Annotated in this window: 30 protein-coding genes; 12 read left to right on the forward strand and 18 right to left on the reverse strand. The window is 68.7% G+C overall.

Annotated elements, in window-relative coordinates; all coding sequences use genetic code 11:
• Positions 1-51 precede the first annotated feature (51 nt).
• Positions 52-669: a 30S ribosomal protein S4 gene (gene rpsD / locus GGQ61_RS13305; protein WP_183773517.1), complete on the forward strand. Its 618-nt coding sequence runs from the start codon at positions 52-54 to the stop codon at positions 667-669.
• A gap of 234 nt (positions 670-903) precedes the next feature.
• Entirely contained in the window at positions 904-1140 is a 237-nt protein-coding gene (locus GGQ61_RS13310) for a hypothetical protein (RefSeq protein ID WP_183773519.1), read from the forward strand.
• A 3-nt stretch (positions 1141-1143) separates the two neighbouring features.
• Here the strand turns inward: GGQ61_RS13310 and GGQ61_RS13315 are convergent, their stop codons facing one another.
• The 6 genes from GGQ61_RS13315 to GGQ61_RS13340 all read right to left on the reverse strand — a co-directional run bounded on the left by GGQ61_RS13315 (position 1144) and on the right by GGQ61_RS13340 (position 4874).
• A complete protein-coding gene (locus GGQ61_RS13315; RefSeq protein WP_183773521.1) occupies positions 1144-1563 on the reverse strand; it encodes a thioesterase family protein in 420 nt (139 codons plus the stop codon).
• Positions 1560-1904 (reverse strand): Grx4 family monothiol glutaredoxin, encoded by a 345-nt coding sequence (gene grxD, locus GGQ61_RS13320; protein WP_183773523.1) that lies wholly within the window; start codon positions 1902-1904, stop codon positions 1560-1562. Before grxD ends, GGQ61_RS13315 begins: the two co-directional genes overlap by 4 nt.
• 74 nt (positions 1905-1978) lie before the next feature.
• Positions 1979-2884: an aldo/keto reductase gene (locus GGQ61_RS13325; protein WP_183773525.1), complete on the reverse strand. Its 906-nt coding sequence runs from the start codon at positions 2882-2884 to the stop codon at positions 1979-1981.
• Positions 2885-2897: 13 nt separating this feature from the next.
• Complete coding sequence (locus GGQ61_RS13330; protein ID WP_183773527.1) at positions 2898-3131, reverse strand: BolA family protein; 234 nt, start codon at positions 3129-3131, stop codon at positions 2898-2900.
• A gap of 88 nt (positions 3132-3219) precedes the next feature.
• Positions 3220-3624, reverse strand: coding sequence for a VOC family protein (locus tag GGQ61_RS13335; RefSeq protein WP_183773529.1), 405 nt, complete (start codon positions 3622-3624; stop codon positions 3220-3222).
• A gap of 17 nt (positions 3625-3641) precedes the next feature.
• On the reverse strand, positions 3642-4874 hold the full coding sequence (locus GGQ61_RS13340; RefSeq protein WP_183773531.1) for a serine hydrolase domain-containing protein: 1233 nt from the start codon (positions 4872-4874) through the stop codon (positions 3642-3644).
• 95 nt (positions 4875-4969) lie between these two features.
• Between GGQ61_RS13340 and GGQ61_RS13345 the strand changes: the two genes are divergently transcribed.
• Positions 4970-5950 (forward strand): amidohydrolase family protein, encoded by a 981-nt coding sequence (locus GGQ61_RS13345; RefSeq protein WP_183773533.1) that lies wholly within the window; start codon positions 4970-4972, stop codon positions 5948-5950.
• A gap of 2 nt (positions 5951-5952) precedes the next feature.
• A complete protein-coding gene (locus tag GGQ61_RS13350; RefSeq protein WP_183773535.1) occupies positions 5953-6432 on the forward strand; it encodes a CinA family protein in 480 nt (159 codons plus the stop codon).
• On the opposite strand, the gene GGQ61_RS13355 is transcribed toward GGQ61_RS13350, so the two are convergent.
• The 4 genes from GGQ61_RS13355 to GGQ61_RS13370 all read right to left on the reverse strand — a co-directional run bounded on the left by GGQ61_RS13355 (position 6429) and on the right by GGQ61_RS13370 (position 11315).
• Positions 6429-7184 (reverse strand): DUF3313 domain-containing protein, encoded by a 756-nt coding sequence (locus GGQ61_RS13355; protein WP_183773537.1) that lies wholly within the window; start codon positions 7182-7184, stop codon positions 6429-6431. The genes GGQ61_RS13350 and GGQ61_RS13355 overlap by 4 nt on opposite strands.
• Positions 7185-7225: 41 nt before the next feature.
• Complete coding sequence (locus GGQ61_RS13360) at positions 7226-7651, reverse strand: hypothetical protein (RefSeq protein ID WP_183773539.1); 426 nt, start codon at positions 7649-7651, stop codon at positions 7226-7228.
• Entirely contained in the window at positions 7651-9852 is a 2202-nt protein-coding gene (purL, locus tag GGQ61_RS13365) for a phosphoribosylformylglycinamidine synthase subunit PurL (RefSeq protein ID WP_183773541.1), read from the reverse strand. The genes GGQ61_RS13360 and purL overlap by 1 nt, the downstream gene beginning before the upstream one ends.
• Positions 9853-9929: 77 nt before the next feature.
• Complete coding sequence (locus GGQ61_RS13370) at positions 9930-11315, reverse strand: metal-dependent hydrolase family protein (protein WP_183773543.1); 1386 nt, start codon at positions 11313-11315, stop codon at positions 9930-9932.
• A gap of 240 nt (positions 11316-11555) precedes the next feature.
• Between GGQ61_RS13370 and GGQ61_RS13375 the strand changes: the two genes are divergently transcribed.
• Positions 11556-12386: a thioesterase family protein gene (locus GGQ61_RS13375; protein ID WP_183773545.1), complete on the forward strand. Its 831-nt coding sequence runs from the start codon at positions 11556-11558 to the stop codon at positions 12384-12386.
• Between the two features lie 8 nt (positions 12387-12394).
• Here GGQ61_RS13375 and GGQ61_RS13380 read toward each other — a convergent pair whose 3' ends face one another.
• Complete coding sequence (locus GGQ61_RS13380; protein WP_183773547.1) at positions 12395-12844, reverse strand: globin domain-containing protein; 450 nt, start codon at positions 12842-12844, stop codon at positions 12395-12397.
• 85 nt (positions 12845-12929) lie between these two features.
• Here GGQ61_RS13380 and GGQ61_RS13385 point away from each other — a divergent pair, with 85 nt between their 5' ends.
• The 3 genes from GGQ61_RS13385 to GGQ61_RS13395 all read left to right on the forward strand — a co-directional run bounded on the left by GGQ61_RS13385 (position 12930) and on the right by GGQ61_RS13395 (position 15346).
• A complete protein-coding gene (locus tag GGQ61_RS13385) occupies positions 12930-13361 on the forward strand; it encodes an RrF2 family transcriptional regulator (RefSeq protein ID WP_183773549.1) in 432 nt (143 codons plus the stop codon).
• Between the two features lie 69 nt (positions 13362-13430).
• The gene (locus GGQ61_RS13390; protein WP_183773551.1) at positions 13431-15032 is read left to right on the forward strand and encodes an AbgT family transporter; all 1602 of its coding nucleotides are present in this window, start codon (positions 13431-13433) and stop codon (positions 15030-15032) included.
• A 23-nt stretch (positions 15033-15055) separates the two neighbouring features.
• On the forward strand, positions 15056-15346 hold the full coding sequence (locus GGQ61_RS13395; RefSeq protein WP_183773553.1) for a DUF6958 family protein: 291 nt from the start codon (positions 15056-15058) through the stop codon (positions 15344-15346).
• Here GGQ61_RS13395 and GGQ61_RS13400 read toward each other — a convergent pair.
• Positions 15343-15831 carry a pyridoxamine 5'-phosphate oxidase family protein gene (locus GGQ61_RS13400; RefSeq protein ID WP_183773555.1) on the reverse strand — a complete coding sequence of 163 codons (489 nt, stop codon included), beginning with the start codon at positions 15829-15831 and terminating at the stop codon, positions 15343-15345. The genes GGQ61_RS13395 and GGQ61_RS13400 overlap by 4 nt on opposite strands.
• A gap of 132 nt (positions 15832-15963) precedes the next feature.
• Here GGQ61_RS13400 and GGQ61_RS13405 point away from each other — a divergent pair, with 132 nt between their 5' ends.
• The gene (locus GGQ61_RS13405) at positions 15964-16674 is read left to right on the forward strand and encodes a glutathione S-transferase family protein (protein ID WP_183773557.1); all 711 of its coding nucleotides are present in this window, start codon (positions 15964-15966) and stop codon (positions 16672-16674) included.
• Here the strand turns inward: GGQ61_RS13405 and GGQ61_RS13410 are convergent.
• Both GGQ61_RS13410 and GGQ61_RS13415 read right to left on the reverse strand, forming a co-directional pair.
• On the reverse strand, positions 16671-18818 hold the full coding sequence (locus GGQ61_RS13410) for a TonB-dependent receptor plug domain-containing protein (protein WP_183773560.1): 2148 nt from the start codon (positions 18816-18818) through the stop codon (positions 16671-16673). The genes GGQ61_RS13405 and GGQ61_RS13410 overlap by 4 nt on opposite strands.
• A gap of 30 nt (positions 18819-18848) precedes the next feature.
• The gene (locus tag GGQ61_RS13415) at positions 18849-19676 is read right to left on the reverse strand and encodes an acyl-CoA thioesterase (RefSeq protein WP_183773562.1); all 828 of its coding nucleotides are present in this window, start codon (positions 19674-19676) and stop codon (positions 18849-18851) included.
• Between the two features lie 151 nt (positions 19677-19827).
• Between GGQ61_RS13415 and GGQ61_RS13420 the strand changes: the two genes are divergently transcribed.
• A complete protein-coding gene (locus GGQ61_RS13420) occupies positions 19828-20418 on the forward strand; it encodes a TetR/AcrR family transcriptional regulator (RefSeq protein WP_183773564.1) in 591 nt (196 codons plus the stop codon).
• Here GGQ61_RS13420 and GGQ61_RS13425 read toward each other — a convergent pair.
• From GGQ61_RS13425 to GGQ61_RS13440, 4 genes are all read right to left on the reverse strand, one after another.
• Positions 20415-21053, reverse strand: coding sequence for a histidine phosphatase family protein (locus tag GGQ61_RS13425; protein WP_183773566.1), 639 nt, complete (start codon positions 21051-21053; stop codon positions 20415-20417). The two genes, GGQ61_RS13420 and GGQ61_RS13425, sit on opposite strands and share 4 nt — an antisense overlap.
• Positions 21050-21436: a hypothetical protein gene (locus tag GGQ61_RS13430; protein ID WP_183773568.1), complete on the reverse strand. Its 387-nt coding sequence runs from the start codon at positions 21434-21436 to the stop codon at positions 21050-21052. Before GGQ61_RS13430 ends, GGQ61_RS13425 begins: the two co-directional genes overlap by 4 nt.
• Positions 21437-21500: 64 nt before the next feature.
• Positions 21501-22085 carry a TetR/AcrR family transcriptional regulator gene (locus GGQ61_RS13435; RefSeq protein WP_221221007.1) on the reverse strand — a complete coding sequence of 195 codons (585 nt, stop codon included), beginning with the start codon at positions 22083-22085 and terminating at the stop codon, positions 21501-21503.
• Between the two features lie 47 nt (positions 22086-22132).
• Entirely contained in the window at positions 22133-22447 is a 315-nt protein-coding gene (locus GGQ61_RS13440; protein WP_183773572.1) for a DMT family transporter, read from the reverse strand.
• 196 nt (positions 22448-22643) lie between these two features.
• Between GGQ61_RS13440 and GGQ61_RS13445 the strand changes: the two genes are divergently transcribed.
• Positions 22644-23252, forward strand: coding sequence for a TetR/AcrR family transcriptional regulator (locus GGQ61_RS13445; protein WP_183773574.1), 609 nt, complete (start codon positions 22644-22646; stop codon positions 23250-23252).
• 69 nt (positions 23253-23321) lie between these two features.
• A complete protein-coding gene (locus GGQ61_RS13450; protein WP_183773575.1) occupies positions 23322-25028 on the forward strand; it encodes an arylsulfatase in 1707 nt (568 codons plus the stop codon).
• Positions 25029-25060 lie beyond the last annotated feature (32 nt).

Raw genomic sequence — 25060 nt, forward strand, 5'->3', positions numbered from 1 at the left:
GCGTTCCCACTTGCGGGGACGCCGGCCTGGGTCGAATAGAAAGAGACGAGTATGTCGAAGCGCCAGAGCGCCAAGTACAAGATCGACCGCCGGATGGGCGAGAACATCTGGGGTCGTCCGAAGTCGCCGATCAACTCGCGCGCCTACGGCCCCGGCCAGCACGGCCAGCGTCGCAAGTCCAAGGTTTCGGACTTCGGCCTGCAGCTGCGCGCCAAGCAAAAGCTGAAGGGCTACTACGGCAACCTGACCGAGAAGCAATTCTCGCGCACCTACGAAGAGGCCGCCCGCCGCAAGGGCAACACCTCGGAAAACCTGATCGGCCTGCTGGAAGCGCGTCTGGACGCGGTCGTCTACCGCGCGAAGTTCGTGCCGACCGTGTTCGCGGCTCGTCAGTTCGTGAACCATGGCCACGTCCTGGTGAACGGCAAGCGCGTCAACATCGCGTCGTACCGCGTGAAGGTCGGCGACGTGGTCACCGTGCGCGAGCGTTCGCGCAACATGGCCCTGGTGCTGGAAGCCCTGCAGTCGTCGGAGCGTGACACCCCGGACTACATCGAGCTCGATCCGAAGGCCATGACCGCCAAGTTCGTGCGCGTTCCGGAATTCTCCGAGGTCCCGTACCCGGTGAAGATGGAGCCGAACCTGGTTATCGAATTCTACGCGTCCTAATCGGCGCCGAAGACCAGATCGAATTGCGAAGGCCCCGGAGCGATCCGGGGCCTTTTGCTTTCGGGCGATCTGTGGCCCAGTCTGCGGATGAATCGTCGAGTAGTGCTTTTGGCGGGCCTAGGTCTGCTGGCTGGGTGCGCCACCGCGCCGGCGGTCGTCACGCCTTCCGGGCCCGCCGCCCCCACGCATCCCGAGCTGGAGGCCCTATACTCCGCGGTCGCCGGGCGGGACGCGTTGACGATCCAGGTCGCCTCAAACGGCTGCACGAAGAAGGACGACTTTGCGTTTTACGTCGATCGCAAGGGGCTGGCGCCGACCGTGTCGTTCGCCCGCAAGCGCCTCGATCAATGCCGGTCCTTCGCTATGGGCAAGACCGAGCTGCGCTTCACCTGGGCCGAGCTCGGCCTGGAGCCGCGCGCGACAGTGTTCCTGCTCAATCCGGTGACCGCCTGGACCGGGCCAGGCGTCTAACGCTTAGGTGAAGCGTTCGACGATGTCGGGCGTCACACGCTTGGGGCGGCCCGATGCGGCGTCGATCATGCACCATTCGGTGCGCGCCTGCGCGCACATGGCCCCGTCGGGGCCGTCGATCCGCACGAAGCGGTCGAAGCGCGGCCCCTCGGCGGTTTCGGCCACCCAGGTGCGGCCTGTGGCCGTCTCGCCCGGCATCAGCGCGCGGCGGTAGTCGATCTCGTGGCGCAGTACGATCCACGCCCAGCGGGCCTGGTCCTCGGCCGGTTGCCGGGACGCCCAGTGCGATGTCGCCATGTCCTGAATCCAGCGCACATAGACCACGTTGTTGACGTGGCCGTTGGCGTCGATGTCGGACGCCGACGGCGTGAACTGGAGCGTGAAGACTTGGCGGCCGGGCGGCGGCTCGATCAGACGGCTCACGCCGTCAGGACGCCCTGTTCGGTGAGCAGGGTCTTGAGTTCGCCCGACTGGAACATCTCGCGGATGATGTCGGCGCCGCCGACGAACTCGCCCTTCACATAGAGCTGCGGAATGGTCGGCCAGTCGGTGAAGGTCTTGATGCCTTCGCGCAGCGGCTCGCTTTGCAGCACGTCGACGCCGACGAAGTCCGCGCCGAGGTGATCGAGGATCTGCACAACGACCGAGGAGAAGCCGCAGCGGGGCTCTTCCGGCACGCCTTTCATGAACAGCACCACCGGATGGTCGGCCACTGCCTTGGCGATGAAGTCGTGGACGGGATTGGCGGTTGCGGAGTCGGTCATGACTTGAGCCTTTGCGGCGAAGAATTCGTCCCAGAGCTAGGGAGCCCGAGGGCCTGGGTCAAGCGGCCGCGTCGTCAGGCGCGACGCTGTGCGGCGATCTGGCCGAAGCGGGCCATTTCGATCTGGGCGGCGACGCCGGTCGGCAGGTCCTTGTCGGTGACCGTGGCCATGCGCTCGATCATGTCGGCGCGGCCCGCTTCGAGCTGGATGGTCGCAAAGGCCGGCTCGGTCAGGGCGAAAGCCAGGCACAGCTCTTCGTAGGACCAGCCCGGCGTGTCGTGCAGGAAGCCGTAGATGCTGGCTGCGGGACTTGGATCATGCCGGCGCCCTCCAAGCAGCCCCCGGCGCATCGGCCGCTCGATCTCGCTGCGCGCCGAGGGGCCCGATTGAAGGCCGGTCGGGAAGGGATCGCAACCTATCAGCGTCATGTTCGCGGCCGAGGCGTCGCGGATGCGGCGGCGGGTCTGCCAGTCCGACACCAGGCTGAAGCTGGTGGCGAGAACGTCGAAGGTGTCGTTGGCGATGCACTTGTCGATCACGGGGCCTTCGCCGACCACGCCGATCTGCAGGCAGACGCCGGCGTTGCGCAGGTCCGCCAGATAGGTGAAGGCGTCCGAAGTCATGGTTTCGGCTGCGGTCTCGTCCAGCATCAGCAGGTCGAGATAGCCGGCGCGGGTGCGCTGGAGCGCAGCGCGGACATGGTCGGCGATGTCGCGGGCGGTGACGGCGCCGGCCGGATTGCCCCGCAGGCGCCAGCCGAGAAAGATCAGCCGACGCTCGACGACGCTGAGCGCCTCGCCCAGGCCCATGGCCAGGACGTCCGACCCCGCCGTCGCCTCGAAGCTGTTCACGCCGCTTTCCATCGCCGAGATCACGAGGCTGCGCCACGCGCCGGGCGAGCTGAGGTTCGGCGCGTCGCGCAATAGCAGACTGACGGCGGAAACCGCCTTTCCCGATGCGCCGAATGGACGGTAGCGCAAGGGGCGGGTCCTCTTAGGCCGGAACGGAGGTTTCGAGCGCCAGGGCGTGCAGTTCGCCGCCGACCTTGCCTTTCAGGGCCGTGTAGACGAGCTGGTGCTGCTTGACCCGCGACAGGCCGGCGAAGGCCGGCGAGACGATGCGCGCGCGATAGTGGTCGCCGTCGCCGGCCAGATCGTCGATGGCGATCTCGGCGTCGGGGAACGCTTCTCTCAGATTGGCTTCCAGGTCGGCGATGGACATGGGCATCGGGGGGAACTCCACTCGGCGAATCTTTACTGCGGCAGAAAGCTTAACAACCGCTGGATCGCTATGTGGGTCCATCTGCGTCAGGCCGTCAGATGGCAGGCGCGATCTCGTCGTATCCGCGGTTCAGAAACTGCAACAGGCAGAAGCCGTTGCCGAACGGATCGGCGAGCACGGCGATGCGGCCCCAGGCGTGGCTGCGCGGCTCGGAGTCCAGCGTCGCGCCGGCGGCCAGCGCCTGCGCCAGGGCCGGATCGAGATCCTCGACCACAAGGTCGAGATGCACGGGCGTCCAGTGGCGTACATAGCGGCGCGGCTCGTCCCCTGCGCCGACAGATCCTTCGGCTTTTTCCAGCAGATAGATGCGGACGGGCAGGCCTGACAGCTCCACGCCGCCGCCGCCGAACCGCCGCGTCACGGTCAGTCCGAACGCGGCGGTGTAGAAGGTCTCGGCTGCGGCCAGGTCGGGGACGTCGATGTTGACGAGCAGGTCCATCGCCTTCCCCTCCGGCGTCAGTCGACGATGGCCGAATAGATTAGGCTCTTCAGCTGGCCACGGAAGTTGAAGGTGCCCGACGGCATCAGCTGGGTCATGAACACCACCGACAGCTCTTCCTTCGGATCGACCCAGAAGATGGTCGAAGCCGCGCCGCCCCAGTAGTAGTCGCCGGCGCCGAGCGAGGCGGTTTCGACCTGACCCTTTGTGGAGGCGAAGCCGAGCCCGAAGCCGACGCCGTCGTTGGCGGTCTCCGAGAAGCTCCCGATCGCCATGGTCGACAGGTCCTGGCCGCCCGGCAGGTGGTTCATGTGCATCATCTCGAGCGTACGGGGGCCCAGGATGCGGACGCCGTCCAACTCGCCGCCACGGCGAAGCATCTCGCAGAAGCGCATGTAGTCGTCGATCGTGCCGGTCAGGCCGCCGCCGCCGGATTCGAAGCTGGCCGGACGGCCGAAGATGCTGGTGGCCGGATCATCGATCAGCTTCAGCTTCTTGTCCGGGCCGCGTTGGTAGTTGGCGCAGAAGCGGTCGACCTTTTCAGGGGCGACCGAGAACGACGTGTCCTTCATGCCCAGCGGGCCGAAGATCTCGTCCTGGAGGTACTGGCCGAACGGCTTGCCGGAGATAACCTCGACCAGTGCGCCGCAGACGTCGGTGGCCAGCGAGTACATCCAGCGTTCGCCGGGATGATAGACCAGGGGCACCTGGCCGAGCTTGTCGAGGAAGCTCTGCATGGTGTCTTCGCCGCCGACGGTGCGGACCTTCAGCGCGCGATAGAGCTTGTCGACCGGATGCTGGACGCCGACGCCGGCCAGGCCGCCGCCATAGGTCAGGCCGGCGGTGTGGGAGAGCACGTCGCGGAACGAGATCGGCCGACGGGCGGGCTCGGTCACCATCGCCTCGTCTTCACCCGAGACGTACACGCGGTGGTCCTTCCAGGAAGGCACATAGCGGCTGACCGGGTCGTTGAGCTGGAAGTAGCCCTTCTCGTAGAGCATCATCAGCGCGACCGACGTGATCGGCTTGGTCATCGAATAGATGCGGAAGATGGCGTCGTCGGCCATCGGCTTGTTCCGCTCCAGGTCCATGGAGCCGAAGGACTTGCGGTAGGCGACTTGGCCGCGCCGGGCGACCGCGATCTGCGCGCCCATGATCTTCTGCGGGACGATGTAGTTGCGCTCGAGGTGGTCGGTAATGCGTTCCAGGCGCGCGGCGTCGAGGCCGGTCCACTGAGACTGGGCGTCCATAAAAATCCTCCCGAAGAAATGGCGGTCGTTCCAATTGGCGGGCATCATGAGCGCGCGAGCGTACGGAAGCCAAGAAAAACGAACGGGGGAAGGGCGTGACCGAGGAGATCATCGAGCCGGATCTGCCGATCTGCGATCCGCACCACCACCTCTGGGACTTCCCGAACGGGCGATACCTGCTGGACGAGTTGCTGGCCGACCTCGGCTCGGGCCACAAGATCGAGAGCACGGTCTTCGTCGAGTGCGGGGCCATGTACAGCGCTGACGCCAGCCGGTTGATGTCGCCGGTCGGCGAGACCGAGTTCGTCAACGGCGTCGCGGCGATGTCGGCCAGCGGCCGGTACGGTCCGGTGCGGGCTTGCGCCGGCATCGTCGGGTTCGCCGACCTGACCCACGCCGACGTCGGCGAGGCGCTTGCGGCGCACATCCGCGCCGGCGGCGGGCGGTTCCGCGGCATCCGCCATACCGGCGCCTGGGACCCCAGCGACGATGTGCGCAACGGCCATACCAATCCTCCGCCGGGGCTGTACGGGCGCGAAGACTTCCGGCGCGGCTTCGCGCAACTGGCGCCCAACGGTCTGTCATTCGAGGCCTGGCAGTTCCACCCGCAGTTGCCGGAGGTCGCCGACCTCGCCGCCAACTTCCCCGAGACCGCCATCGTGCTGGATCATGTCGGGGGCGTGCTGGGCATCGGCCCCTACGCCGGCCGCCGCGACGAGGAGTTCGCCCGCTGGAAGCGCGATATGGCGCTGGTCGCGCAGCATGAGAACGTCGTGGTCAAGCTGGGCGGCCTGGGCATGGCGATCTGCGGCTTCGAATTTCACAAGCGCGAAGCCCTCCCGTCCTCGGCCGAGCTCGCCGAGGCCTGGCGGCCGTACGTCGAGACCTGCATAGAGCTCTTCGGGCCGCGGCGGGCGATGTTCGAGAGCAACTTCCCCGTCGACCGGGTCAGCTGCGACTACGCCACCCTCTGGAACGCGCTGAAGCGGCTGGCCGCGGGCGCCAGCGCCGACGAGAAGGCGTTGCTGTTCCGCGACGTGGCGCGATCGACCTATCGATTGGACGAGGAGTACTGAGAATGCAGGCGTTGATGGCCCAGGCCGAGCGGATCGGCGAACAGCTGAAGGCGCGCAAGGAGCGCGTCGCCGTGGCCGAGAGCTCGTCCGGCGGCCTGATCAGCGCCGCGCTGCTTAGCGTCCCTGGCGCGTCCGCCTACTATCTCGGCGGCGGCGTGGTCTACACGCCCAAGGCCCGGGTCATGCTGATGGACATTCCGAGGGAAGCGCTGGAGGGCATGCGCTCGGCCAGCGAGCCCTACGCCCTGCTGCTGGCCCGCACCGTGCGCGAGCGGTTCGGAGCGACGTGGGGCGTGTCGGAGACCGGCGCGGCCGGGCCGACGGGCAACGGCTATGGCGATGCGGCCGGCCACACCTGCGTGGCGGTGTCGGGTCCGGTCGAGTTCGTGACCACCATCGAAACCGGATCGGACGACCGGGTCGCCAACATGGAGGCGTTCGCGGCGGCGGCGCTGGAGCTGCTGGCCAAGGCCAGCGCCTAGCGCTCGCCCTTGTCGCTGGCCTTGGCTCCGCTCATCTCGGGGACATAGAGGCCGGTGGCGAACTTGGCCGCCCAGCCTTCCGGACGGAAGCGCGAGCCGAACTCGGCGCACGGGTCCGGCTTGGGAATCGGACGGGACTTGAGGCCCTCGGGCGTCATCGCCGCGGCGACGGCGTCGGCGAAGGGCTCGGCGAACTGCAGCGCGTCGCCCACACGGCTCAGCGAAGGATCGTCCGTGCCGATCGCGGTCGCGCTGCGGCTCCAGCTGACGGCCACGACTTGCTGCTCGCCTTGCAGCATCTCCGCCTCCGCCGACAGCGACCCGAGCGTTCCCGGCGCCCGCAGTCCGAGCGGCCCGGGAATGAAGAATCCCGCCGCGGCCGAGGCGACCGAGGCGGCCCGCCCGGTCGGATCGACGCGGGTGATCGCCACGCGAACGCGGTTGGGCGCGGCGGGATCGATCTCGAAACGCTCGGAGAGTTCGAAGCAGAGCTGCGCGTCGAGCTCCCTTTGCAGCAGCACCCGCTCGCCAGGGGTCAGCCAGCCGCCGGGGCCCACGAGGACTGTGGGCTCGATCGCAACCTGACGGACCTGAGCCAAAGCCGCCTCGTCCCGCCGCTGCTCGATCTTGGCGCGCAAGGTGTCCGTGCGCGGCGTAAGGCCGTCATAGCTGGAAAGGAACCCAGATCGGGTCGGGGCGCTGGCGCAGGCGGCCAGCAGCAGGAGCGGGGCGAGAGCGAGGAGGCGGGTCATGCTCCTACCTACGCGCGCGCCGCACCCATGGATGCATCGGCCTAGCGTCGGTCGCGCCGAAACTTGGCCGCGTCGGCGGCAAGGGACGAATAGACCGCCTCGTCCGGGTCAGCCTCGGCCTGGAACGGCAGCTCGCCGGCCACGCCTCGTAGGGCCAGCCACAGCTGCGGCGCGAAGTGCTCGAACATCCGCAGCGGCCGCCGCTTGTCGTCGGTGACGTCCCAGCCCTCGGCCTCGAACGCGATGACCTGATCGCGGACCGGCTTGCGGTCGATCCGATCCCACCCCTCGGGACGCGGAACGTCGTCGGCCTCGTCCTGGGTGATCCCGAACAGGGTCCGCGAGACCTCGTCGATCTCAGGATAGGTGGCGCGGGCGTCGGCGTCCGCATAGCGCGGCTGCATCAGCGCCTTGTCCTCGAGGTCGCGGATCCCGGGCAGGTCGACGAGGCGACGGAGCTTGCTCATCAGCCGCCCATATAGGCTGGCATCCAGCCCTCGTGCTCGCTGCGCAGCTTGGCCAGCGGCAGGGTGAAGAGCCCCGCCACTGCAACGTCCTCGCCGCCGGCCTTGCCGATGACGGCGGCCTCGACGCCGGCCGCCTGGGCGGCGGCCAGGATCGGGGCGGCGTCCTTGACGGCGACCAGATAGCGAGCCTGGTCCTCGCCGAACAGCAAGGCGTGGGCGGGGATCGAACCGTCGGCCTGCAGCGTGAAGCCGGTCTTCGAGGCCAGCGCCATCTCGGCAGCTGCTGCGATCAGGCCGCCGTCGGAAAGGTCATGGCAAACAGTGACTTGGTCTGAGAGAATCAGGCCTCGCACGAAGTCGCCGACCTTGCGCTCCAGCGCCAGATCGACCGGCGGCGGCGCGCCGGCTTCCTGACCCTGAACCTCGCGCAGGTACATCGAGGCGCCCAGTTCGCCGGCGGTCGAGCCGATCAGCACCAGCGCGTCGCCGTCCTTCATGCCCGCGAAGTCGGCGCGGTGAGCATAGTCGGGGATCAGGCCGACGGCGCCGACGGTCGGGGTCGGCGGGATCGCCGCGCCGTTGGTCTCGTTGTAGAGGCTCACATTGCCGCTAACGACCGGGAAGTCCAGGTCGCGGCAGGCCTGCGCCATGCCCTCGATGGCGCGCACGATCTGCCCCATGATCTCGGGCCGCTCGGGATTGCCGAAGTTCAGGTTGTCGGTGATGGCGACCGGGTCGGCGCCGACGGCGGTCAGGTTGCGCCAGGCCTCGGCCACGACCTGCTTGCCGCCCTCGAAGGGATCGGCCAGCACGTAGCGCGGGGTGCAGTCGGAGGTGACCGCCAGCGCCTTCTTCGAGCCGTGGACGCGCACGATGCCGGCGTCCGCGCCGGTGGCCGAGTCCTCGAGGGTGTCGGCCATGACGTGGCGGTCGTACTGCTCCCACAGCCAGCGCTTGGAGGCCATGTCGGGGCTGCTCATCAGCTTGAGCACAGCATCAGCATAGTCGGCCGGGGCGGCGACATCGGCCGGCGCCAGGCGCGGCAGTTGCGGCGAGGCGACCCACGGACGGTCATAGAGCGGAGCGTCGTCGAACAGCGGCGCCAGCGGCACGTCGCAGACAACCTCGCCCTTGTGCTTCAGCACCAGATGGCCGGTGTCGGTGGTCACGCCGATGATGGCCGCGTCCAGGCCCCACTTCTCGAAGATCGCATGACCGTCGCGCTCGCGGCCGGGCTTCAGGATCGCCAGCATGCGCTCCTGGCTTTCCGACAGCATCATCTCGTAGGCGCTCATTCCCTCTTCGCGCTGGGGCACGTCGTCGAGGGTCAGCTCGATGCCCACCCCGCCCTTGCCGGCCATCTCGACCGACGAGGAGGTCAGGCCCGCCGCGCCCATGTCCTGGATCGCGGCGACCGCGCCGCTGGCCATCAGTTCCAGGGTCGCCTCGATCAGCAGCTTCTCGGCGAAGGGGTCGCCGACCTGCACGGTCGGGCGCTTCTCGTCCGAGGCGTCGTCGAACTCGGCCGAGGCCATGGTCGCGCCATGGATGCCGTCGCGGCCGGTCTTCGAGCCGAAATAGACGACGCTGAGGCCGGCGGCCGGAGCGGCCGAGTAGAAGATCTTGTCGGCGTCGGCCAGGCCCACGCACATGGCGTTGACTAGGATGTTGCCGTCATAGCCGCGGTGGAAGTTGGTTTCGCCCGCGACCGTGGGCACGCCCACGCAGTTGCCGTAGCCGCCGATGCCGGCGACGACGCCGCTCACCAGGCGCTTGGTTTTCGGATGGCTCGGATCGCCGAAGCGCAGCGCGTTGAGCAGCGCCACCGGGCGCGCGCCCATGGTGAAGACGTCGCGCATGATGCCGCCGACGCCGGTCGCCGCGCCCTGATAGGGCTCGATGTAGGACGGGTGGTTGTGGCTCTCCATCTTGAAGATGCAGGCCTGGCCGTCGCCGATGTCGATCACCCCGGCGTTCTCGCCCGGACCGCAGATCACGCGCGGGCCCGTCGTCGGGAACTTCACCAGGTGCTTCTTGCTCGACTTGTAGGAGCAGTGCTCGCTCCACATCACCGAGAACACGCCCAACTCGACCTCGTTGGGTTCGCGGTTCAGGCGTTGAAGGATGACGTCGTATTCTTCCGACTTCAGGCCGTACTCGGCGGCCGTTTCGCGAAGGGTCTTGCCAGGCTGAGCGCTCATGGGCGCGCATATAGCGGGACTCTGCCGCAAGGGGGAGGGGGGAGGGGCAAACTGCGTCGTTGGGCGCGAAGTGGGCCTCAGTTCGCCAGCGTGTCCTTGTAGATCTTGCCGTCCTTCATGATCACCAGGAAGTTCCGGGCCGGATCGGCGACGAGGTTGAGGTTGGTCAGCGGGTCGCCGTCGACCAGGATCAGGTCGGCGTAGGCGCCCTGCTCGACGACGCCAAGCGCGCCCGTATAGGGGTTGCGGCGGCCCGACAGGCGCAGCAGTTCGGCGTTGGTCGAGGTTGCCATGATCAGCGCCTCGGCCGGGGTGTACCAGCGCGACAGGGAAGCCAGGATCGCGCCCTGCTGCTGGGCCAGCGCCTGGGAGAACAGTACGTCGGTGCCCCAGGCGGTCTTGAGCTTGTACTTGCGGGCCAGGCGGTACGTGCGGTCGATGCCGGGCCAGACCTCGTCGGCGCCCTTGCGCTGGACCGAGCCAGGCGGGAAGCCCTCGCGCAGCGCCTCGGGCAGCGGCTGGAGGCTGAGCCAGACGCCCTTCTGGGCGATCAGCTGGGCGGTCGGCTCGCTCATCAGGAAGCCGTGCTCGATGACCTTCACCCCGGCGTCGATCGAGCGGCGGATGGATTCGTCCGAGAAGGCGTGGGCGGCGACATAGGTGCCCCAGTTCTCGGCCGCCTCCACGGCGGCGCGCAGCTCCGGCTCGGTGAAGGCGGTGACGTCGACGGGGCTGAAAGGCGAGGAGACGCCGCCGCCGGCCGTGACCTTGATCTGCGAGGCCCCGTGCATCAGTTGCTCGCGCGCCCGCATGCGCATCTCGTCGGGACTGTCGGCGATGGCCGCGCCGCCGAGTTCCTCGACCCGAGTGAGCTGGCCCGCCCGCCGGGGCAGGTCGGTGAGCTGGCGGAAATCGCCATGGCCGCTGGTGACGGTGATCATCGCGCCGGACGGATAGATGCGCGGACCGTCGATCACGCCGCGGTCGATGGCCTGCTTGAGGCTGAACGCCGGGCCGCCGACGTCGCGCACGGTGGTGAAACCGCGCATCAGGGTGTCGTGGGCCTCCGCCCCGGCCAGGAGGTTGGAGTATCCGGCGTCGCCGGCGAGGATCGCGGCCGGAGCGCCCCGGATCAGCATGGCGTGCCAATGGGCGTCGATCAGGCCGAGCATCAGGGTGCGGCCGCCCCCGGCGATCACCCTCGCGCCGGCGCCCGCGTCGATGGGGCCGGTAGATATCTGCGTGATCACATTGCCCGACACCAGCACGTTGGACGGGGCCGAAAGCGTTGCGTGCTTGCCGTCGAACACGCGGACGTTCTGAAACAGCGTCGTCGTGCTCTCGGCCACGGGCGGCGTCGGGTCGGCCCGAGTGGCCGGCGCCATGGCAAGGGAGAGGGCGGCGGCGCACAGGCCGGCTGCCCAGCCATAGGATAGTTCACGGTCATGGCGGGTGGAGGTCATGGCGCCTGGTGACAACTAGGCGCCGCGCGAACGCGCGGCGCTCATGTTCTCCCGCCTAGTGTGTGAGAACATCGGTATTTGGCGCTTGGTTCCCAGGCCCCGAAGGTTGAAAGGGGCGGTCGCCGCTCTGGGGCGCCCGGTCTTCCGCCCCCGGAATTGGACATCAGAATCCGCACGAGCCCGGTCGCCGGCGCCGAGAGCTGGTCTTGCGCGCGTGCGCCGGGCCACTAGAACGGCGGTATGTCCACGACGTCTTCGAACCCCGCTTACGACATCGCCCTGCAATCGGTCGCGCCCGGCCGGTGGACCACCTTCGCCGCGCCCGAGTGGCGCAATCCCGGTGGCGGGCTGTGGGGCGGCTATGCGCTTGGCCTCTGCGTCCGCGCCTTGGAAGCCGAGCCGGAAGCGACCGGCGAGGTGCTGTCGATGACCCTGACCTACGCCGCCGGCCTGCCGTCGGGCGAACTCGACGTGCGCACCCGCCGCTTGCGCCAGGGCGGCTCAATCGGGGTCTGGGAGGTCGAACTGCGGCCGCAGGGCGTCGAGGAGGTCGGCGTCCACGGCATGCTCACCATGGCGCGGCGGCCGCCGACCGCGCCGTTCGCGTTCGCGACCCTGCCGCAGGCGCCGTCGCCCGACCAATTGCCCAGCCCCGACCATCCGGCCGGGCCATTGCACTTCGGAGCCTCGGCGTTCGAGCGGCGGACGCTGGACGGCTTTCCGCCCAAGCCTGGCGGCGACTCGCGGTCGCTGGCCTGGGTGCGGCCGCGCAACGGCGTCTGGGACAAGGCGCTGCTGGCGATGGTGACCGACAACTCCGCGCCGCGCGCGATGTACGCCCTCGACCGGGTGATGACGACGACCCTGTCGCTGACCGCCTATCTGCACGCGAGCGTCGAGCAGATCGCCGCGCTGGGCGACGACTTCATCCTGATCGAATGCGAGGGTCGGGTCGGCGGCGGCGGGGCCTCCGACGAGCGCTCCAGCTACTGGTCGCGCGACGGGCGGCTGCTGGCGACCAGCGAGCAACTGGCCTGGTATCGCCAGGCCCCGCCGCCGGTCCCCGAATAGACCGACCGTCAGGCGGCCTGCGCATCCTCGTAGGCCTGGGCCTCGGCGGCGATGAGGATGTCGGCGAGCATCCAGTAGGCTTCGCCCCAGGCCGCCAGCACCTCGTCGGTCGCCACCTCGGCGCCGAGCACGTCGCGGATCGCCGGCAGCAGCGCGGCGGCGACATGCGGGTAATGCTCCGGCTTCACGCCGGTGTCGACGTGGCGGGCGACCATGGTCTGCACCGCCGGTCCGAGGTTCTCGAGCTTATCGATGTTCTTGGCGTAGGCGAGGATGGCGCCCGCCAGACGCTGCGGCTGCTCGCCGCTGACCTGCGCGGCGCGATCGAACATCGCCTCGATCTCCCTGTTCTCGAACAGCCGCGCGTACATGGCCGTGGTGATGGCGAGGCCGTGCTTCTGCAGGGCGGGTGCAGTGGACTTGACGATGGCCATGGCCTGGGCGGACGCGACGCGCATAGAGAGCTCCACAAAAGAGGTAATTTAAAAGCCGGTATTATACCTGCTTGATTGCGGCAAGCGCATTTTCCACATTGCCGCTGGCATGCAGCTCACCCAGCACACCGACTTCGGCCTGCGGCTCCTCATCGTTCTGACACGAATGGAGGGCGGCCCGATCTCGCTGCCCAGCTTCGCGGCGGAGCAGCGACTGTCGTACAATCACGTGTCGAAGGTCGCCCAGGCGCTGGTGCGGACTGGGTTCATCCGCAGCCTGCGCGGACGCAACGGCGGCGTCGCCCTGGCCAGGTCGCCTGCGGACATCACGGTCGGCGAGGTGGTGCGGGCGCTGGAACCCGGCATGCGGATGGCCGACTGCGGCGCCTGCGAACTGCGGCCGGGCTGCGAGACCAGCAGCGTCCTGGCCGAGGCGCTCGCCGCCTTCATGGCCGTGCTCAACAAGACGACCCTGGCGGTCGCCGCACAGTCCGCGCGTCCGGCGTTCGCGGCCTGGAGCGCCGGCAAGTCGGTCAAGTAGTTGTTGATGGTCGCAGATCCCAGGCTTGGCTAGACAGGTCGCCCCTTTCAAGCGGCGCCAGGAGCCCCGATGAGCGACGAAACCCGACCCGAGCGCCAACGCGGCTTCCTGGGGTTCGTCGAACGCGCAGGCAACCTGCTGCCCGACCCGACGATCATCTTCGTCTATCTGATCTTCGCCCTGATGCTGCTGTCGGCCTTTGGCGCGGCTATGGGTTGGCAGGCCTCGCTGCCCTATTCGGGGGCCAAGGCGCCCGAGCACGCCGAGCTGGCCAACGGCGTCCTGACCTACCGCGCCGCCAGCCTGTTCTCGCAGGAGAACATCGCCCGGCTGTTCGCCGACATGCCGCGCACGTTCGCCGGCTTCGCGCCGCTGGGCCTGGTGCTGACCATCATGCTGGGCGCGGCGGTGGCCGAGCGCTCGGGCATGTTCTCGGCCCTGATCCGCGCTTCGCTCGGCAACGCCCACAAGGCGCTGCTGACCCCGATCGTGGCGGTGATCGGCATGGTCTCGCACCACGCCTCGGACGCGGCCTATGTGGTGTTCATCCCGCTGGCGGCGATCACCTTCGCGGTGGCCGGCCGCCATCCGCTGGCGGGCCTAGCCGCTGCGTTCGCGGCGGTGTCGGGCGGTTACGCCGGCAACCTCATCCCCGGCCAGATCGACGTTCTGCTGCTGAGCTTCACCCAGGAGGCCGCGCGCATCGTGCAGCCGGACTGGACGATGAACCCGCTCGGCAACTGGTACTACATCTGCGCCATCGTCCTGCTGTTCACTCCGATCATCTGGTTCCTGACCGATAAGGTCGTCGAGCCGCGGCTCGGCGTCTGGAACGGCGTGGTCGACGAGGAACTGCGCGCCGACCTGGAGAAGTCGGGACTGACTCCTGAGGAACGCAAAGGCCTGCGCTGGGCCGGCCTGGCCGCGCTGGCGGTGGTGGCGAGCTTCACCGCCCTGGCCCTCTGGCCCGGCTATACTCCGTTCATCGATCAGGACGCGGTCGGGCCGGCGCGTCTGCAGCCGCTCTACGCCTCGCTGATCGCCGGCTTCTTCCTGCTGTTCATCCTCAGCGGCATCGCCTTCGGCCGCGCCACCGGCACGGTGCGGTCGGCCGACGACGTCGTGCAGATGATGCAGCACGGCGTGCGCACCATGGCGCCGTACCTGGTGTTCGTGTTCTTCGCCGCGCACTTCGTGGCGATGTTCAACTGGTCGAGGCTCGGGCCGATCGTCGCCATCAACGGGGCCGAGGCGCTCCAGGCCATGGCCCTGCCGCCGGCGGTGCTGCTGGTCTGCGTGCTGCTGCTGTCCTCGTTCCTGGACCTGTTCATCGGCTCGGCCTCGGCCAAGTGGAGCGCGCTGTCGCCGGTGGTGGTGCCGATGTTCATGCTGCTCGGCGTCAGCCCGGAGATGACCACCGCCGCTTATCGGATGGGCGACAGCTACACCAACATCATGACCCCGCTGATGAGCTACTTTCCGTTGATCCTGGCGTTCGGCCAGCGCTGGGACCGGGGCATGGGCGTCGGCTCGCTGCTGGCGCTGATGCTGCCCTATGCGCTCTGTTTCATGGCCGCCGGCATCGCCATGACCGTCGGCTGGGTGCTGCTGGACCTGCCGCTGGGGCCCGGCGCGCAGGTGCACTATTCGGGCGCCGCCGCCGCGAACTGACGACAACAACGGAGGAGACGCGCATGTCGGACAAGGTCGAGGTCGAGAACCCCAACAGCCCCGGCCGCACCACGCGCGTCGATGCGGCCAAGTATGGTGCGATGAAGACCGCTCTGCTTGCGGCGCTGCCAGGCGAGGCGCCGGGGCTCACAGTGGCGGCGGCCAAGGCCGCGCTGCTCCCGCAACTGCCAGCCGACCTGTTCCCGGGCGGAGACAAGGCCGGCTGGTGGCTGAAGTGCGTGCAACTCGACCTTGAAGCCAAGCGCGTGATCGCTCGCGCGCCAGGCTCGCCGGTGCGGCTCTTCCGCGTCTAGTTGAGGCGCACCTCGGCGGTCTTGTCGGCGAAGTCCTTTTTGGGATCGGCGCCCAGCAGCATCTTCACCCCGGCGAACAGGCTGTTCTCGTTCAGCCAGATCTGCGCGCGGTCCGGCTCGAAGCGCAGCAGCAGCAGCTTCGGGTCGGATTTGCCGCCTTCGAACCAGGCCGCGACCCACTTGTTCCAGAGCCGGTCGATCATCGCCGGGTCGTTATCGACGACCAGGTCGCCGTGCAGGGTCGCGAAGAGGTCGTGGCCCTTATCGATGAAATGGGCGACCGCCTCGTGGCGCGCTCCAAGGGCCTGCGCCAGATCGGTGTCCCGCGATGTGAAGATCCAGATGGCGCGTGTGTCGTCGCCGTCGAACTGGGCCGTCATCGGCTGGCCGTGACCTTCGTCGACGCCGGCAAGGCCGAGCATCAGGGTCCTGTCGGACTTCAGGGACTTCCAGAGCTTTTCGCGCAGGTCGGCTGGGCTAGTCATGGCGTTCCTCGTTGCGGTGATGGGTAAGGCAGCAAGGAACGGGGCTCTTGCGTAGTTGTTCCCGCCGCAGCCATGGGCGGCGGGCGGAATCCATGCTCTTAAGGGGAAAACAAGGTCCATCAGGAGGAAGCCATGCCCAAGCTCTATTCGGGCGATCTCAGCCCGTATTCCGCCCGCGTGCGGATGCAGATCTACGCCAAGGGCATCACCGACATCGAGCTGGAACGTCCGGCCGACTTCGGCATGCCCTCGTTCCGCCAGCGGCTGCCGATCGGCCGCATTCCGGTGCTCGACATCGACGGCGACCTGATGCCGGAATCCGACGTCATCGCCGAGTACATCGAGGAGGTCTATCCGCAGCCCTCGCTGCTCGGCGCGACCCCGCGTGAGACCGCCCACATCCGCACCCTGGCGCGGATCGGCGACGTCTATCTGATGAACAACATGTTCATGCTCGGTCCGCAGTCGCGGGCGGAAAGCCGAGACCAGGGGATCGTCGATCTGCTGGGCGGCCAGGTGGTGCGCAACGTCAAGGCGCTGGACAAGATGATCGGGACCGACGGCCACGCCGCCTGCGGCCGCCTCACCCTGGCCGACTGCGCGCTGGTGCCCGCCCTGTTCCTGATCGAGAACGTGCTGCCGGGGACCGGCGTCGAGAACCCGGTGCCGAAGGCGGCCAACGTCGCGGCCTGGTGGGCGGCGATCCAGACCAACGAGCACGCCGCCAAAGTGCTGGCCGAACTGCATCGCGGTCTGGAGGAACGCCGCGAGCTGATCCGCAGCGGCGCATTCGCCAAGATGATGGCCGCCGCCAAGGCGGCGATGGACGCCGCCGAGGCCTAGAACCGCCCCGACACCTGGACCCCGATGGCGCGAGAGCCTTCGGGGCCGCCGTCGGACAGCCGCTCCTCCACCCGGTCGATTTGGCCTCCGGCCCGCGAGCCGAGGAAGTAGGTCCGCGTCCGCTCCTCCGACGAGGAGAGGATGTTGTTGACGTAGAGCTTCAGGGTCACCGGCTTGATCAGCGTGGTCTCGAAGAACACGTCGATCCGCGGCTCGGGCCGGACATAGGTGATGATCTCCGCCCGGCGGAATTCTTCCCGCTCGGCCCACTGCACGGCGACGACGCCCCAGGCCGAGGAGATCGCCGGCAGGTTCTGACGGAAGTTCAGCACATAGGCCCAATCCTTGTTGCCGGCGTTGAGCACCGGCGCTCCCGACGCGGTGCCCTGGCGCTCCAGCGGCACGGAGAACGAGCGCTTATGCCCGGTGATCGGGTCGGTGACGCGGGTCTGCTGGTAGAGGCCGTTGAAGCGCAGTTCGGCGTTGGCTAGGCCGAGCTGGTCGAGCGGCACGGTTCCGCGGATCTCAGCGCCCACCCGCGTGCCGTCGCCGATGTTGCCGTAGGCGTCGAAGCCGCCGATCTCGACCAGGTCGTGGACGTCCTGCACGGCGTCGGCGAAGGCCGCCAGGGTCACGGCGGCGCGCTTGCCGAAGCGCCCCTCCCACTCCAGGCGCGACTTCCAGGCCTTCTCCGGGACCAGGTTCGGATTGCCCTGGATGGTCGAGGAATTCACGAAGTCGATGGTGCTGCTGAACTCGGCGAAGTCGAGCTGGGAAACGTCGCGCACCAGGCTGAAGCGCAGGGTGTGGTCGGGCGTCAGCACGTAGGTGGCGTTGAGGCGCGGTTTGACGAAGTTGAACTCGCGCTCCTGCTCCTGGTCGCCGGTCTGGGAAATGCGTGAGAACTCGACATTGACCCCGCCCTCCATCGTCAGCTTGTCCGACGCCGACCACATGTCGGTGACGAACACCTCGCCGCGCACCTCCTCGACCCGGGCGTCGGCGACCGGCAGGGGTACGCGCACCGGCGTCCCGCCGCGCGGCTGGTTGATGATGTCGAGGGACGTGTCGCGGAAGTTGAAGGCGCCTTCGCCCCCGAACTCCAGGGCGTGCCGCGAAATCCCGTTCCACTTCACCACCCCGCGGGCGATGCGCTCGCCGCCGCTGGTCGTGCGGTCCTGGGTCCGGATCAGGTACGCCGCCGGCGCGGTGAAGATGTCGTAGACGTCCTGCTGCACGACGTTGGACTGCGAGATCAGGCCGATCAGCTTCACCGACAGCGCCTGCGAGAAGCGGTGCTCCCAGTCGCCGCCGACCTCGGCGGTGTAGTTGTCGTCGTACTCGGTGCGCCCGACCAGGCTGCTGCGCAGGGCGGTGGTGGCGATGGCCTCGTATTGGACGGTGTCGGTCTTGTTCCAGGCCGGCACGTACTGAGCATTGAGGTTGATCACGTCCTGCGAATTGGGCCGCCAGCGCAGGTGGGCCGAACCCTGCAGGCTGACATTGGTCGATTGGCCGATCTGGTAGCGCGCGCCGGTCAGGTCGCCGGCATTGTTGTAGAGCAGGTCGCGGATCTCGCCGCGGCCCAGGATGTTGGGCGTCTGGACGTCCATCGATAGGTCGGCGGTGTCGGAAAGCGCCATCGAGCGCGAGGCCTGCAGCGTCCAGCCGATCCGCTCGGAGTACTGGATCTGGCGCAAGCCTGCGACGAAGGTGGTCGAGGGCTTGCGCGCCGCCGACTGGTTGATGACCAGGTTGACCACCTGGGTCTGGCCGCTGACGTCGGACGAGGCGTTGGTCGCCGACATCACCTCGACGCGGACCACGTCGCCGGCCGGGATCCGCTTGAGGATTTCCGAGGCCGCGGTCTTCGAGCTGGGACGCTCGCCGTTGATGAGCAGGTTGCCGGACGAGCCGCCGAAGCCGCGGCGGTCGTCGCCGTCGCGCAGCTCGAACCCGGGCGTGCGGGCGACCATGTCGGCGGCGGTCACGGGATTGTACTGGGCGAAGAAGGCGGCCGGGAACGTCGCGGTCCCTTCGTCGGCCTTGGCTGGCTGCGCCAACGCCTGGCCGGCCAGCAGCCAGCTCAGCGCGACAAGCGAGGCCGCGCCCAGGTGGGCGCGCCCGCGTCGAATTCCCCCCATTAGTCCCCCGTCTTGTACTTTTTCGTTCTTCTAATCTTTGAACCACACCAACTGATGCGAGACTGCAAGCAGCGACTTCGCGTCGGACCACAATTCGACGCTCTGGTCGTGGAAGCCGTGGCGCGCGGCGCGCGGCTGGGCCTCGCCCAGGATCGGGCGTACGTCCTGAGCCGCCAGTTCATCGGGCGCGGCCAGGAAGTAGGTCGAGAGGCTGACCGTCGCGGCCGGCGCGCGCACGCCGCGCATCAGGAACACCCGCGGCGCGAACGCGTCAGCCATCGAGGCGAGCGCCAGATAGTCGAGCGGCCGTGCCTGGCGGTCGCGCAGCCAGGCGCGGGTTAGGCCGGTCTCGGATGCGACGTCGAGGTTCGGCGCGCCATGGTCGAAACGCATCTCATACTGCGAGAACCAGGCGGTCAGCGCCTGACTGGCGAACACCGGCACGTCGGCGGCGTCGCGGGCTGTCGGCGGCTGCGAGGGCTGGGCGTTCCAGGTGTCGCGCTCGGGCCCGGTGACCAGGGTGGCGTTGGCCGCCATCTGCCCGGCCTGCTCCAGGCGCACGCTCCAATGCTGGGTCGACTTGCCGTCGCGTTCCAGCACGACCTTCAGCACGAACGGGTCCGGCGTGACGGCGGCGCAGAAATTGACGGTCTGGGCGAGCGGCCGGCCGCGCATCGCCGGATGCTCGAGCACGCCCTTCATCAGCGTCGCGGCGGTGACGCCCCCGAACGGGCCGGCCATGTTCCAGTAGAGCTGGCTGGGGACGCCCTCATAGACGCCCTCGGCGACGGTCCTGAGGGCCAGCGCCTCGTCGAACGGGTGGGCGGCGGCTTCGGCCAAAATCGTGGCGGCGGTCATCGAAATTCTTCCATGTCGCAATCTGCATGATGGTCGACATTCATCTGCATGAAGTCAATCATCTAGATTGTTGGGGAAAATCAGGGGTAACTGTCATCGCGACGCAGATTGTGCTAGCTCTCGCGTCGATCAGCCGTGAGGTCCGGAGCCAATGGGACATTCGCAAGCCGAGAAGGCCGAGAGCCGTGAGCGCATCCTGATGGCGGCGGCCGAGCGGATCCGGGCCGGCGGCCTGGAAAACCTCAGCATCGACACCCTGATGAAGCAGGCCAGCCTGACCCGAGGCGGCTTCTACGGACACTTTCGCTCGCGCTCGGCGTTGACCGTGGCGGCGCTCGGAAAGGCGCTCGACGAGACGTTCGCCACGCAACGCGCCGCTCAGCAACGGGTCGGCGGCGGCTTTCGGGCCATGGTCACGCGCTATCTCAGCCGCTCGCACCGCGACGGCATCGGTCAGGGCTGCCCCATCGCCTCGCTGGCCGCCGACGTCGCGCGCTCCGACGATCCGCAGGTGCGCGCGCTGATGGCCGACCGCCTGCAGGGCGTTTTCGAGCGGACGGCCAAGACCATGGGCGAGCCGGACGGCAAGACCGATGCGGCTGTGGCGGCCTGGAGCACGATGCTCGGCGGCCTGCTGCTGGCCCGGGTCTTCGGGCCCGGCGCGCGCGGCGACGAAATCCTGGCCATCGCCCGTCAGGCGGCGCTCGCCTGCGGGCCGCCGCGCGACGCCGACAAATCCTAGTCCAGGCCGGCCAGGTGGCCGGTCTCGCTGAGGCTCATCAGGTAACGGTTGAACCAGCGGTCGTCCTCGCGCAGGTGGCTGATCGCCCCCGAGCTCGACCGGAAATTCACCCAGCCGACCGACTCAAGCGGCATTCGGATCCAGGCGGCGATGGCGAAGGTCACCGCATAGCCGTGGGTGACGACGACCTGGACCGGGCAGGGGCTGGCGGCGATGGCGTCCATGGCGCGGTAGATGCGGCTGGCGAACTCGCGCTTGGTCTCGGCCTCGATCAGGCCGTCGCGGTGATCGAGGCGGTTTCCGTCCTTCGGCGCCAGGACGGTGCGCTCCTCCAGCCAGGCGTCGGGCTTGCCGCCGGCCTCGCCGTAGCTGCGCTCGCGCAGGTCGCTCCAGTGGACGACCTCGACCCCAAGTGCGCGCGCGATCGGGGCCGCGGTCTGGGCCGTGCGGCGCAGGTCCGAGGCGTAGACCTCCACTGACGGCGCGCCGGTGAGGCGCTCGGCCAGGCGCTCGGCGATGGCCTGCGCCTGGCGATGGCCGTGCTCGGTCAGTTCGCTGTCGTACCAGCCGCCGACCAGGCCCTGGACGTGGTGCTGCGCCTCGCCGTGGGCGACGAGGTAGATGTCCTTGCTCATCGCGCCGCCTGCTGGCGCAGCACCGCCCGCGCCGAGATGATCGTCAGGATCAGCGGCACGCCCCACAGCAGCAGTTTGAAACCGATGACCACGATCTGGTTGTCCTCCCAGGTTTCCCCGGTCAGCTGCGCCTCCAGCTGCTTCCAGAAGCTCGAGGACATCATGCCGGTCGTGTAGGCCGCGGCCGCCAGCATCACGACCCAGCCGCTGGGCCGGCGCTGGCCCAGGAAAACCGCCGCCCACAACAGCAGCGCGCCGGCGACGTAGTCCTCCAGCAGGGTGACCGGCGTGGTCAGCCAGGCCGAGAACCCTCGCCGCAGCGTTTCCAGCAGGGGAAACAGCACGCCGAGCAAGGCGGCCGAAATGACGGCGAAACGGGACATCCTGGCCTCCTCCGATTATTTCATGCAACGTGCATGAAATAATCGGAGCGTGCAACCGGATGGGTCAGGGGCGGGCGGCGAGCCGCCCGATTATCGCCTCCAACGCCGCGCGCGGGGCCGGGTCGCCGGCGCTCTGGGCCAGGGCCGCTTGGACGCCGGCGCCCAAAAGCACCTCGGCGTAGCCCGCGACTTCATCCTCGCGTAGCAGCCCCTCGCTCACCCAGTGGCCGAGCGCGTGGTGCAGCAGCGGCTCGAACGCGCCGCGCAGGCCCGCGCGCCAGTCGTCCCAGCCGAGCACCACCGGGGCCTCGACGAACAGCAGCCGCCGGCGGTGCGGATCCAGCGCCATGTCCATGAACACCCCGACCCCTTCGCCCAGCTCGGCGACCGAGTGGGCGCGCTCCATGGTCTTGTCGTAGAGGTCGCGGGCGGTCTGGCTCAGGACATGCTGGAAGACCGCGGCGAACAGCCCGCGCTTGCCGCCGAATTGGTACTGGATCGCCCCGCGCGTCAGGTCGACGCGACGGGCGATGGCGTCCTCGCTCAGCGCGTCGAAGCCATGCTCGCCGAACGCCTCCAGACCCGCCGCGATCAGGCTCGCGTGCGTGGCGTCCGACCAACGGCGCGGCGCTTTATCCGACTTCGGCATCGCCAAGGTGATGGAGCCGGGGGCGGCCCGGTGTCAACGCGGCCGGGTCAGGCGGCGATCTTGGTTCCGACCACGCCGACCACGATCAGGGCCATGAAGCCGATCTGCACGCCCGTAAGCCTCTCGCCGAACAGCAGCGCGCCGCAGACCCCGACGCCGACCGCGCCGAGCCCCGTCCAGACCGCATAGGCCGTCCCGGCCGGCAGCCCGCGCATGGCCCAGGCCAGCAGGCCCATGTTCACGAAACTGAGCGCGATCGGCACGCTGGCGGCCTGCCAGGTGGCCTGGACGCCGGCCCACTTCAGGCTCAGCGCCCAGATGATTTCGGTCACGACGGCGACGCCGAGGACGAGCCACGCCATGGGATGTCTCCTGCATGCGGGCTCGGGAAAGAGGCGGCGGCCGGAAACCCGAAAGAGGCCGCAACGCCAGACCGCTCCTAGCGAAATTCCTCGGCGCGGCCAAGGGCTTGAGGGTCGCAGGGCTTGACGGGCGACCATGGCGCGGGCCTCTAGACCGGAGCGCTGGCCGATTCGGCGCGGGGAGACATCCAAGGTCATGAGTTCGACCGAGGCCAAGACGGCAGAGCCGGCGCGCCGGGGGCGTGGGCGTCCGCGCGACAGCGGTCTGCAGGAGCGTATCAAGGCCGCCGCCCTCATGGTGCTGGCCCGGCACGGCTATTCCGGCATGACGCTCGAGCGGGTCTGCGCCGAGGCCGGGGTCACGAAGGCGACCTTCTATCGCCGTTGGGACACGCCGACCGCCTGCGTGATGGAGGCGTTTCTCGAGGTCTGGAACGAGGCGGATTTCAAGGACACCGGCGCCCCTGCCGCTGACCTGGAGGCCTTTGCGCACAAGCTCATCGAACTCTACGGCCATTCGCACCTCGGCGCCTGTTCGGTGGCGCTGCAGACCGAGGCCCGCGTAAACCCGGATATCGCCGCGCCGCTGTTCGCTGGCACAAGAGGGCGTCGCAGCCGCAACACCGGCGCGCTGGCCAAGGCGCTGGAGCGCATGACCCCGCCGCCGGCGCTGCCGGCCGCGGTGATCCTCAACGCGCTGAACGGCGTGGCGCGCAACACCCATACCCTCAACTGGCCGGTCAGCGACGACGAGCTGCGCACGCTGATCCAGAGCCTGCTGACGCCGCCCGGTCCTGCGCGCTGAATTACGATACTATAAAGTTGACATAATATCGGGGCGGGTCGAAACCTGGGCGGAACCTCGGAGTCCGCCATGATCCACCGCCGTGTCCTGCTCACCTCATTGCTGGCCTCGACCGCACTGGCGCGCGCCGCCGCGGCGGCCACGCCGAAACCGGCGAGCGGGACGCGGCCGAACATCATCACGATCGTCTTGGACGACGTCGGCTTCTCCGACCTGGGCTGCTTCGGGGCCGAGATCCGCACCCCGCACATTGACGGCCTGGCCGCGCGCGGCCTGCGCTACAACCGCTTCGACACCAAGGCGGTCTGCTCGACGACGCGGGCGGCGATGATCACCGGCCGCAACGGCCACACGGTCAACATGCCGGACGTGCCCGACGTCGCTGCGGTCATGCCGACCGCCTTCCCTAAGGACGCCTTCGACGTTCCGCGGAACGCCCAGAACATGGCCCAGGCCCTGAAGGCGGCCGGCTACGCCAACTGGCTGGTCGGCAAGTGGCATCTGATCCCGATGAGCCAACTGGGCGAGGGGACGAGTCGCGAGTCCTGGCCGCTGCAACGCGGCTTCGACTACTTCTACGGCTTCGCGCGCGGCTGGACCGACCAGTACAAGCCCGACCTCGTCGAGAACAACGGCCACATCCACCCGACGCTGCCGGCCGACTACCACCTGTCGAGCGACCTCGTGGACAAGTCGATCGCCCTGATCGGCGAGCACCAGGGCAAGGAGCCGGCCCAGCCGTTCTTCCTCAACCTCGGGCTCGGCGTCGCCCACGCGCCGCTGCAGGTCCCCGCCCGCTACGCCGACGCCTACAAGGGCGTCTACGACAAGGGCTGGGACGAGATCCGCCGCGAGCGGTTCGAGCGCATGAAGGCCCTCGGGATCATCCCCGCCGACACCGTGCTGCCGCCGTCGGCCGAGGGCGACCGTCCCTGGGCCGAGCTCAGCGAGGACGAGCGCGCGGTCTACGCCCGCTACATGGAGGTCTATGCCGGCTTCATGCAGCACGCCGACGAGCAGATCGGCCGGCTGCTGACCTATCTCGAAACCTCGGGCCTGAGCCGCAACACCATCGTCGTGCTGCTGTCCGACAACGGCGCGGCGCCGGAGGCCGGCCAGACCGGCTCGTTCGACGGTCTCTATCGCCCCAACACCCTCACTCCAGCGCAGCAGCGCGCGCGGCTGGACGAACTGGGCACCGTCGAGACCCAGGCCGAGTATCCGCGACCGTGGGCGATGGCTGGCGTGACGCCTTTCCGCCGCTACAAGCTGTGGCCGCATCTCGGCGGCGTGCGCACGCCGCTGATCGTCTCCTGGCCGGCGGTGATCAAGGAGGGCGGGGCGGTGCGCAGCCAGTACGCGGACGTGGTCGACATCGCCCCGACCCTGCTGGCCGCAGCCGGGACGAGCTTCGCCGAGAGCGTCGGAGGCGTTCGACAACTGCCCGTCGCCGGCCGCTCGTTCGCCGCGACCTTTACCGATCCGAAGGCGCCGCCGGCGCGCACGACCCAGTACTTCGAGCTGCGCGGCAACCGCGCGATCACCGACGGCGGCTGGCGGGCGGTTGCGCTCTACAAGTGCGACGAGGGCCAGGACCGCTGGGAGCTCTACAACACCGACGTCGACTTCGCGGAGTCGGTCGACCTGGCCGCGCGTCATCCGCAGGAGCTCGCGCGCCTGCAGCGCCTCTGGGACCAGGAGTGGGGCAAGTACGGCTCCGGGGCGAGGCCCTCGACCGATCTGGTCTGTCGCTTCGCCCGCTACTTCGAGCACTAGGGTACGAAAAAGGGCGCCGCGATCGCGGCGCC

Source organism: Phenylobacterium haematophilum, from assembly GCF_014196295.1.
Taxonomy (GTDB): Bacteria; Pseudomonadota; Alphaproteobacteria; order Caulobacterales; family Caulobacteraceae; genus Phenylobacterium; species Phenylobacterium haematophilum.

What these genes read in the sequence shown, in the direction of transcription:
- GGQ61_RS13355 (WP_183773537.1), bottom strand. Translation starts at nt 7,184, where the DNA reads ATGACCCGCCTCCTCGCTCTCGCCCCGCTCCTGCTGCTGGCCGCCTGC.
- GGQ61_RS13335 (WP_183773529.1), bottom strand. Translation starts at nt 3,624, where the DNA reads ATGGACCTGCTCGTCAACATCGACGTCCCCGACCTGGCCGCAGCCGAG.
- GGQ61_RS13340 (WP_183773531.1), bottom strand. Translation starts at nt 4,874, where the DNA reads ATGGACGCCCAGTCTCAGTGGACCGGCCTCGACGCCGCGCGCCTGGAA.
- GGQ61_RS13360 (WP_183773539.1), bottom strand. Translation starts at nt 7,651, where the DNA reads ATGAGCAAGCTCCGTCGCCTCGTCGACCTGCCCGGGATCCGCGACCTC.
- GGQ61_RS13330 (WP_183773527.1), bottom strand. Translation starts at nt 3,131, where the DNA reads ATGCCCATGTCCATCGCCGACCTGGAAGCCAATCTGAGAGAAGCGTTC.
- GGQ61_RS13390 (WP_183773551.1), top strand. Translation starts at nt 13,431, where the DNA reads ATGAGCGACGAAACCCGACCCGAGCGCCAACGCGGCTTCCTGGGGTTC.
- GGQ61_RS13425 (WP_183773566.1), bottom strand. Translation starts at nt 21,053, where the DNA reads ATGAGCAAGGACATCTACCTCGTCGCCCACGGCGAGGCGCAGCACCAC.
- rpsD (WP_183773517.1), top strand. Translation starts at nt 52, where the DNA reads ATGTCGAAGCGCCAGAGCGCCAAGTACAAGATCGACCGCCGGATGGGC.
- grxD (WP_183773523.1), bottom strand. Translation starts at nt 1,904, where the DNA reads ATGACCGACTCCGCAACCGCCAATCCCGTCCACGACTTCATCGCCAAG.
- GGQ61_RS13405 (WP_183773557.1), top strand. Translation starts at nt 15,964, where the DNA reads ATGCCCAAGCTCTATTCGGGCGATCTCAGCCCGTATTCCGCCCGCGTG.
- GGQ61_RS13415 (WP_183773562.1), bottom strand. Translation starts at nt 19,676, where the DNA reads ATGACCGCCGCCACGATTTTGGCCGAAGCCGCCGCCCACCCGTTCGAC.
- GGQ61_RS13445 (WP_183773574.1), top strand. Translation starts at nt 22,644, where the DNA reads ATGAGTTCGACCGAGGCCAAGACGGCAGAGCCGGCGCGCCGGGGGCGT.
- GGQ61_RS13450 (WP_183773575.1), top strand. Translation starts at nt 23,322, where the DNA reads ATGATCCACCGCCGTGTCCTGCTCACCTCATTGCTGGCCTCGACCGCA.
- GGQ61_RS13375 (WP_183773545.1), top strand. Translation starts at nt 11,556, where the DNA reads ATGTCCACGACGTCTTCGAACCCCGCTTACGACATCGCCCTGCAATCG.
- GGQ61_RS13370 (WP_183773543.1), bottom strand. Translation starts at nt 11,315, where the DNA reads ATGACCTCCACCCGCCATGACCGTGAACTATCCTATGGCTGGGCAGCC.
- GGQ61_RS13410 (WP_183773560.1), bottom strand. Translation starts at nt 18,818, where the DNA reads ATGGGGGGAATTCGACGCGGGCGCGCCCACCTGGGCGCGGCCTCGCTT.
- GGQ61_RS13350 (WP_183773535.1), top strand. Translation starts at nt 5,953, where the DNA reads ATGCAGGCGTTGATGGCCCAGGCCGAGCGGATCGGCGAACAGCTGAAG.
- GGQ61_RS13440 (WP_183773572.1), bottom strand. Translation starts at nt 22,447, where the DNA reads ATGGCGTGGCTCGTCCTCGGCGTCGCCGTCGTGACCGAAATCATCTGG.
- GGQ61_RS13395 (WP_183773553.1), top strand. Translation starts at nt 15,056, where the DNA reads ATGTCGGACAAGGTCGAGGTCGAGAACCCCAACAGCCCCGGCCGCACC.
- GGQ61_RS13380 (WP_183773547.1), bottom strand. Translation starts at nt 12,844, where the DNA reads ATGCGCGTCGCGTCCGCCCAGGCCATGGCCATCGTCAAGTCCACTGCA.
- GGQ61_RS13430 (WP_183773568.1), bottom strand. Translation starts at nt 21,436, where the DNA reads ATGTCCCGTTTCGCCGTCATTTCGGCCGCCTTGCTCGGCGTGCTGTTT.
- GGQ61_RS13435 (WP_221221007.1), bottom strand. Translation starts at nt 22,085, where the DNA reads ATGCCGAAGTCGGATAAAGCGCCGCGCCGTTGGTCGGACGCCACGCAC.
- purL (WP_183773541.1), bottom strand. Translation starts at nt 9,852, where the DNA reads ATGAGCGCTCAGCCTGGCAAGACCCTTCGCGAAACGGCCGCCGAGTAC.
- GGQ61_RS13400 (WP_183773555.1), bottom strand. Translation starts at nt 15,831, where the DNA reads ATGACTAGCCCAGCCGACCTGCGCGAAAAGCTCTGGAAGTCCCTGAAG.
- GGQ61_RS13385 (WP_183773549.1), top strand. Translation starts at nt 12,930, where the DNA reads ATGCAGCTCACCCAGCACACCGACTTCGGCCTGCGGCTCCTCATCGTT.
- GGQ61_RS13420 (WP_183773564.1), top strand. Translation starts at nt 19,828, where the DNA reads ATGGGACATTCGCAAGCCGAGAAGGCCGAGAGCCGTGAGCGCATCCTG.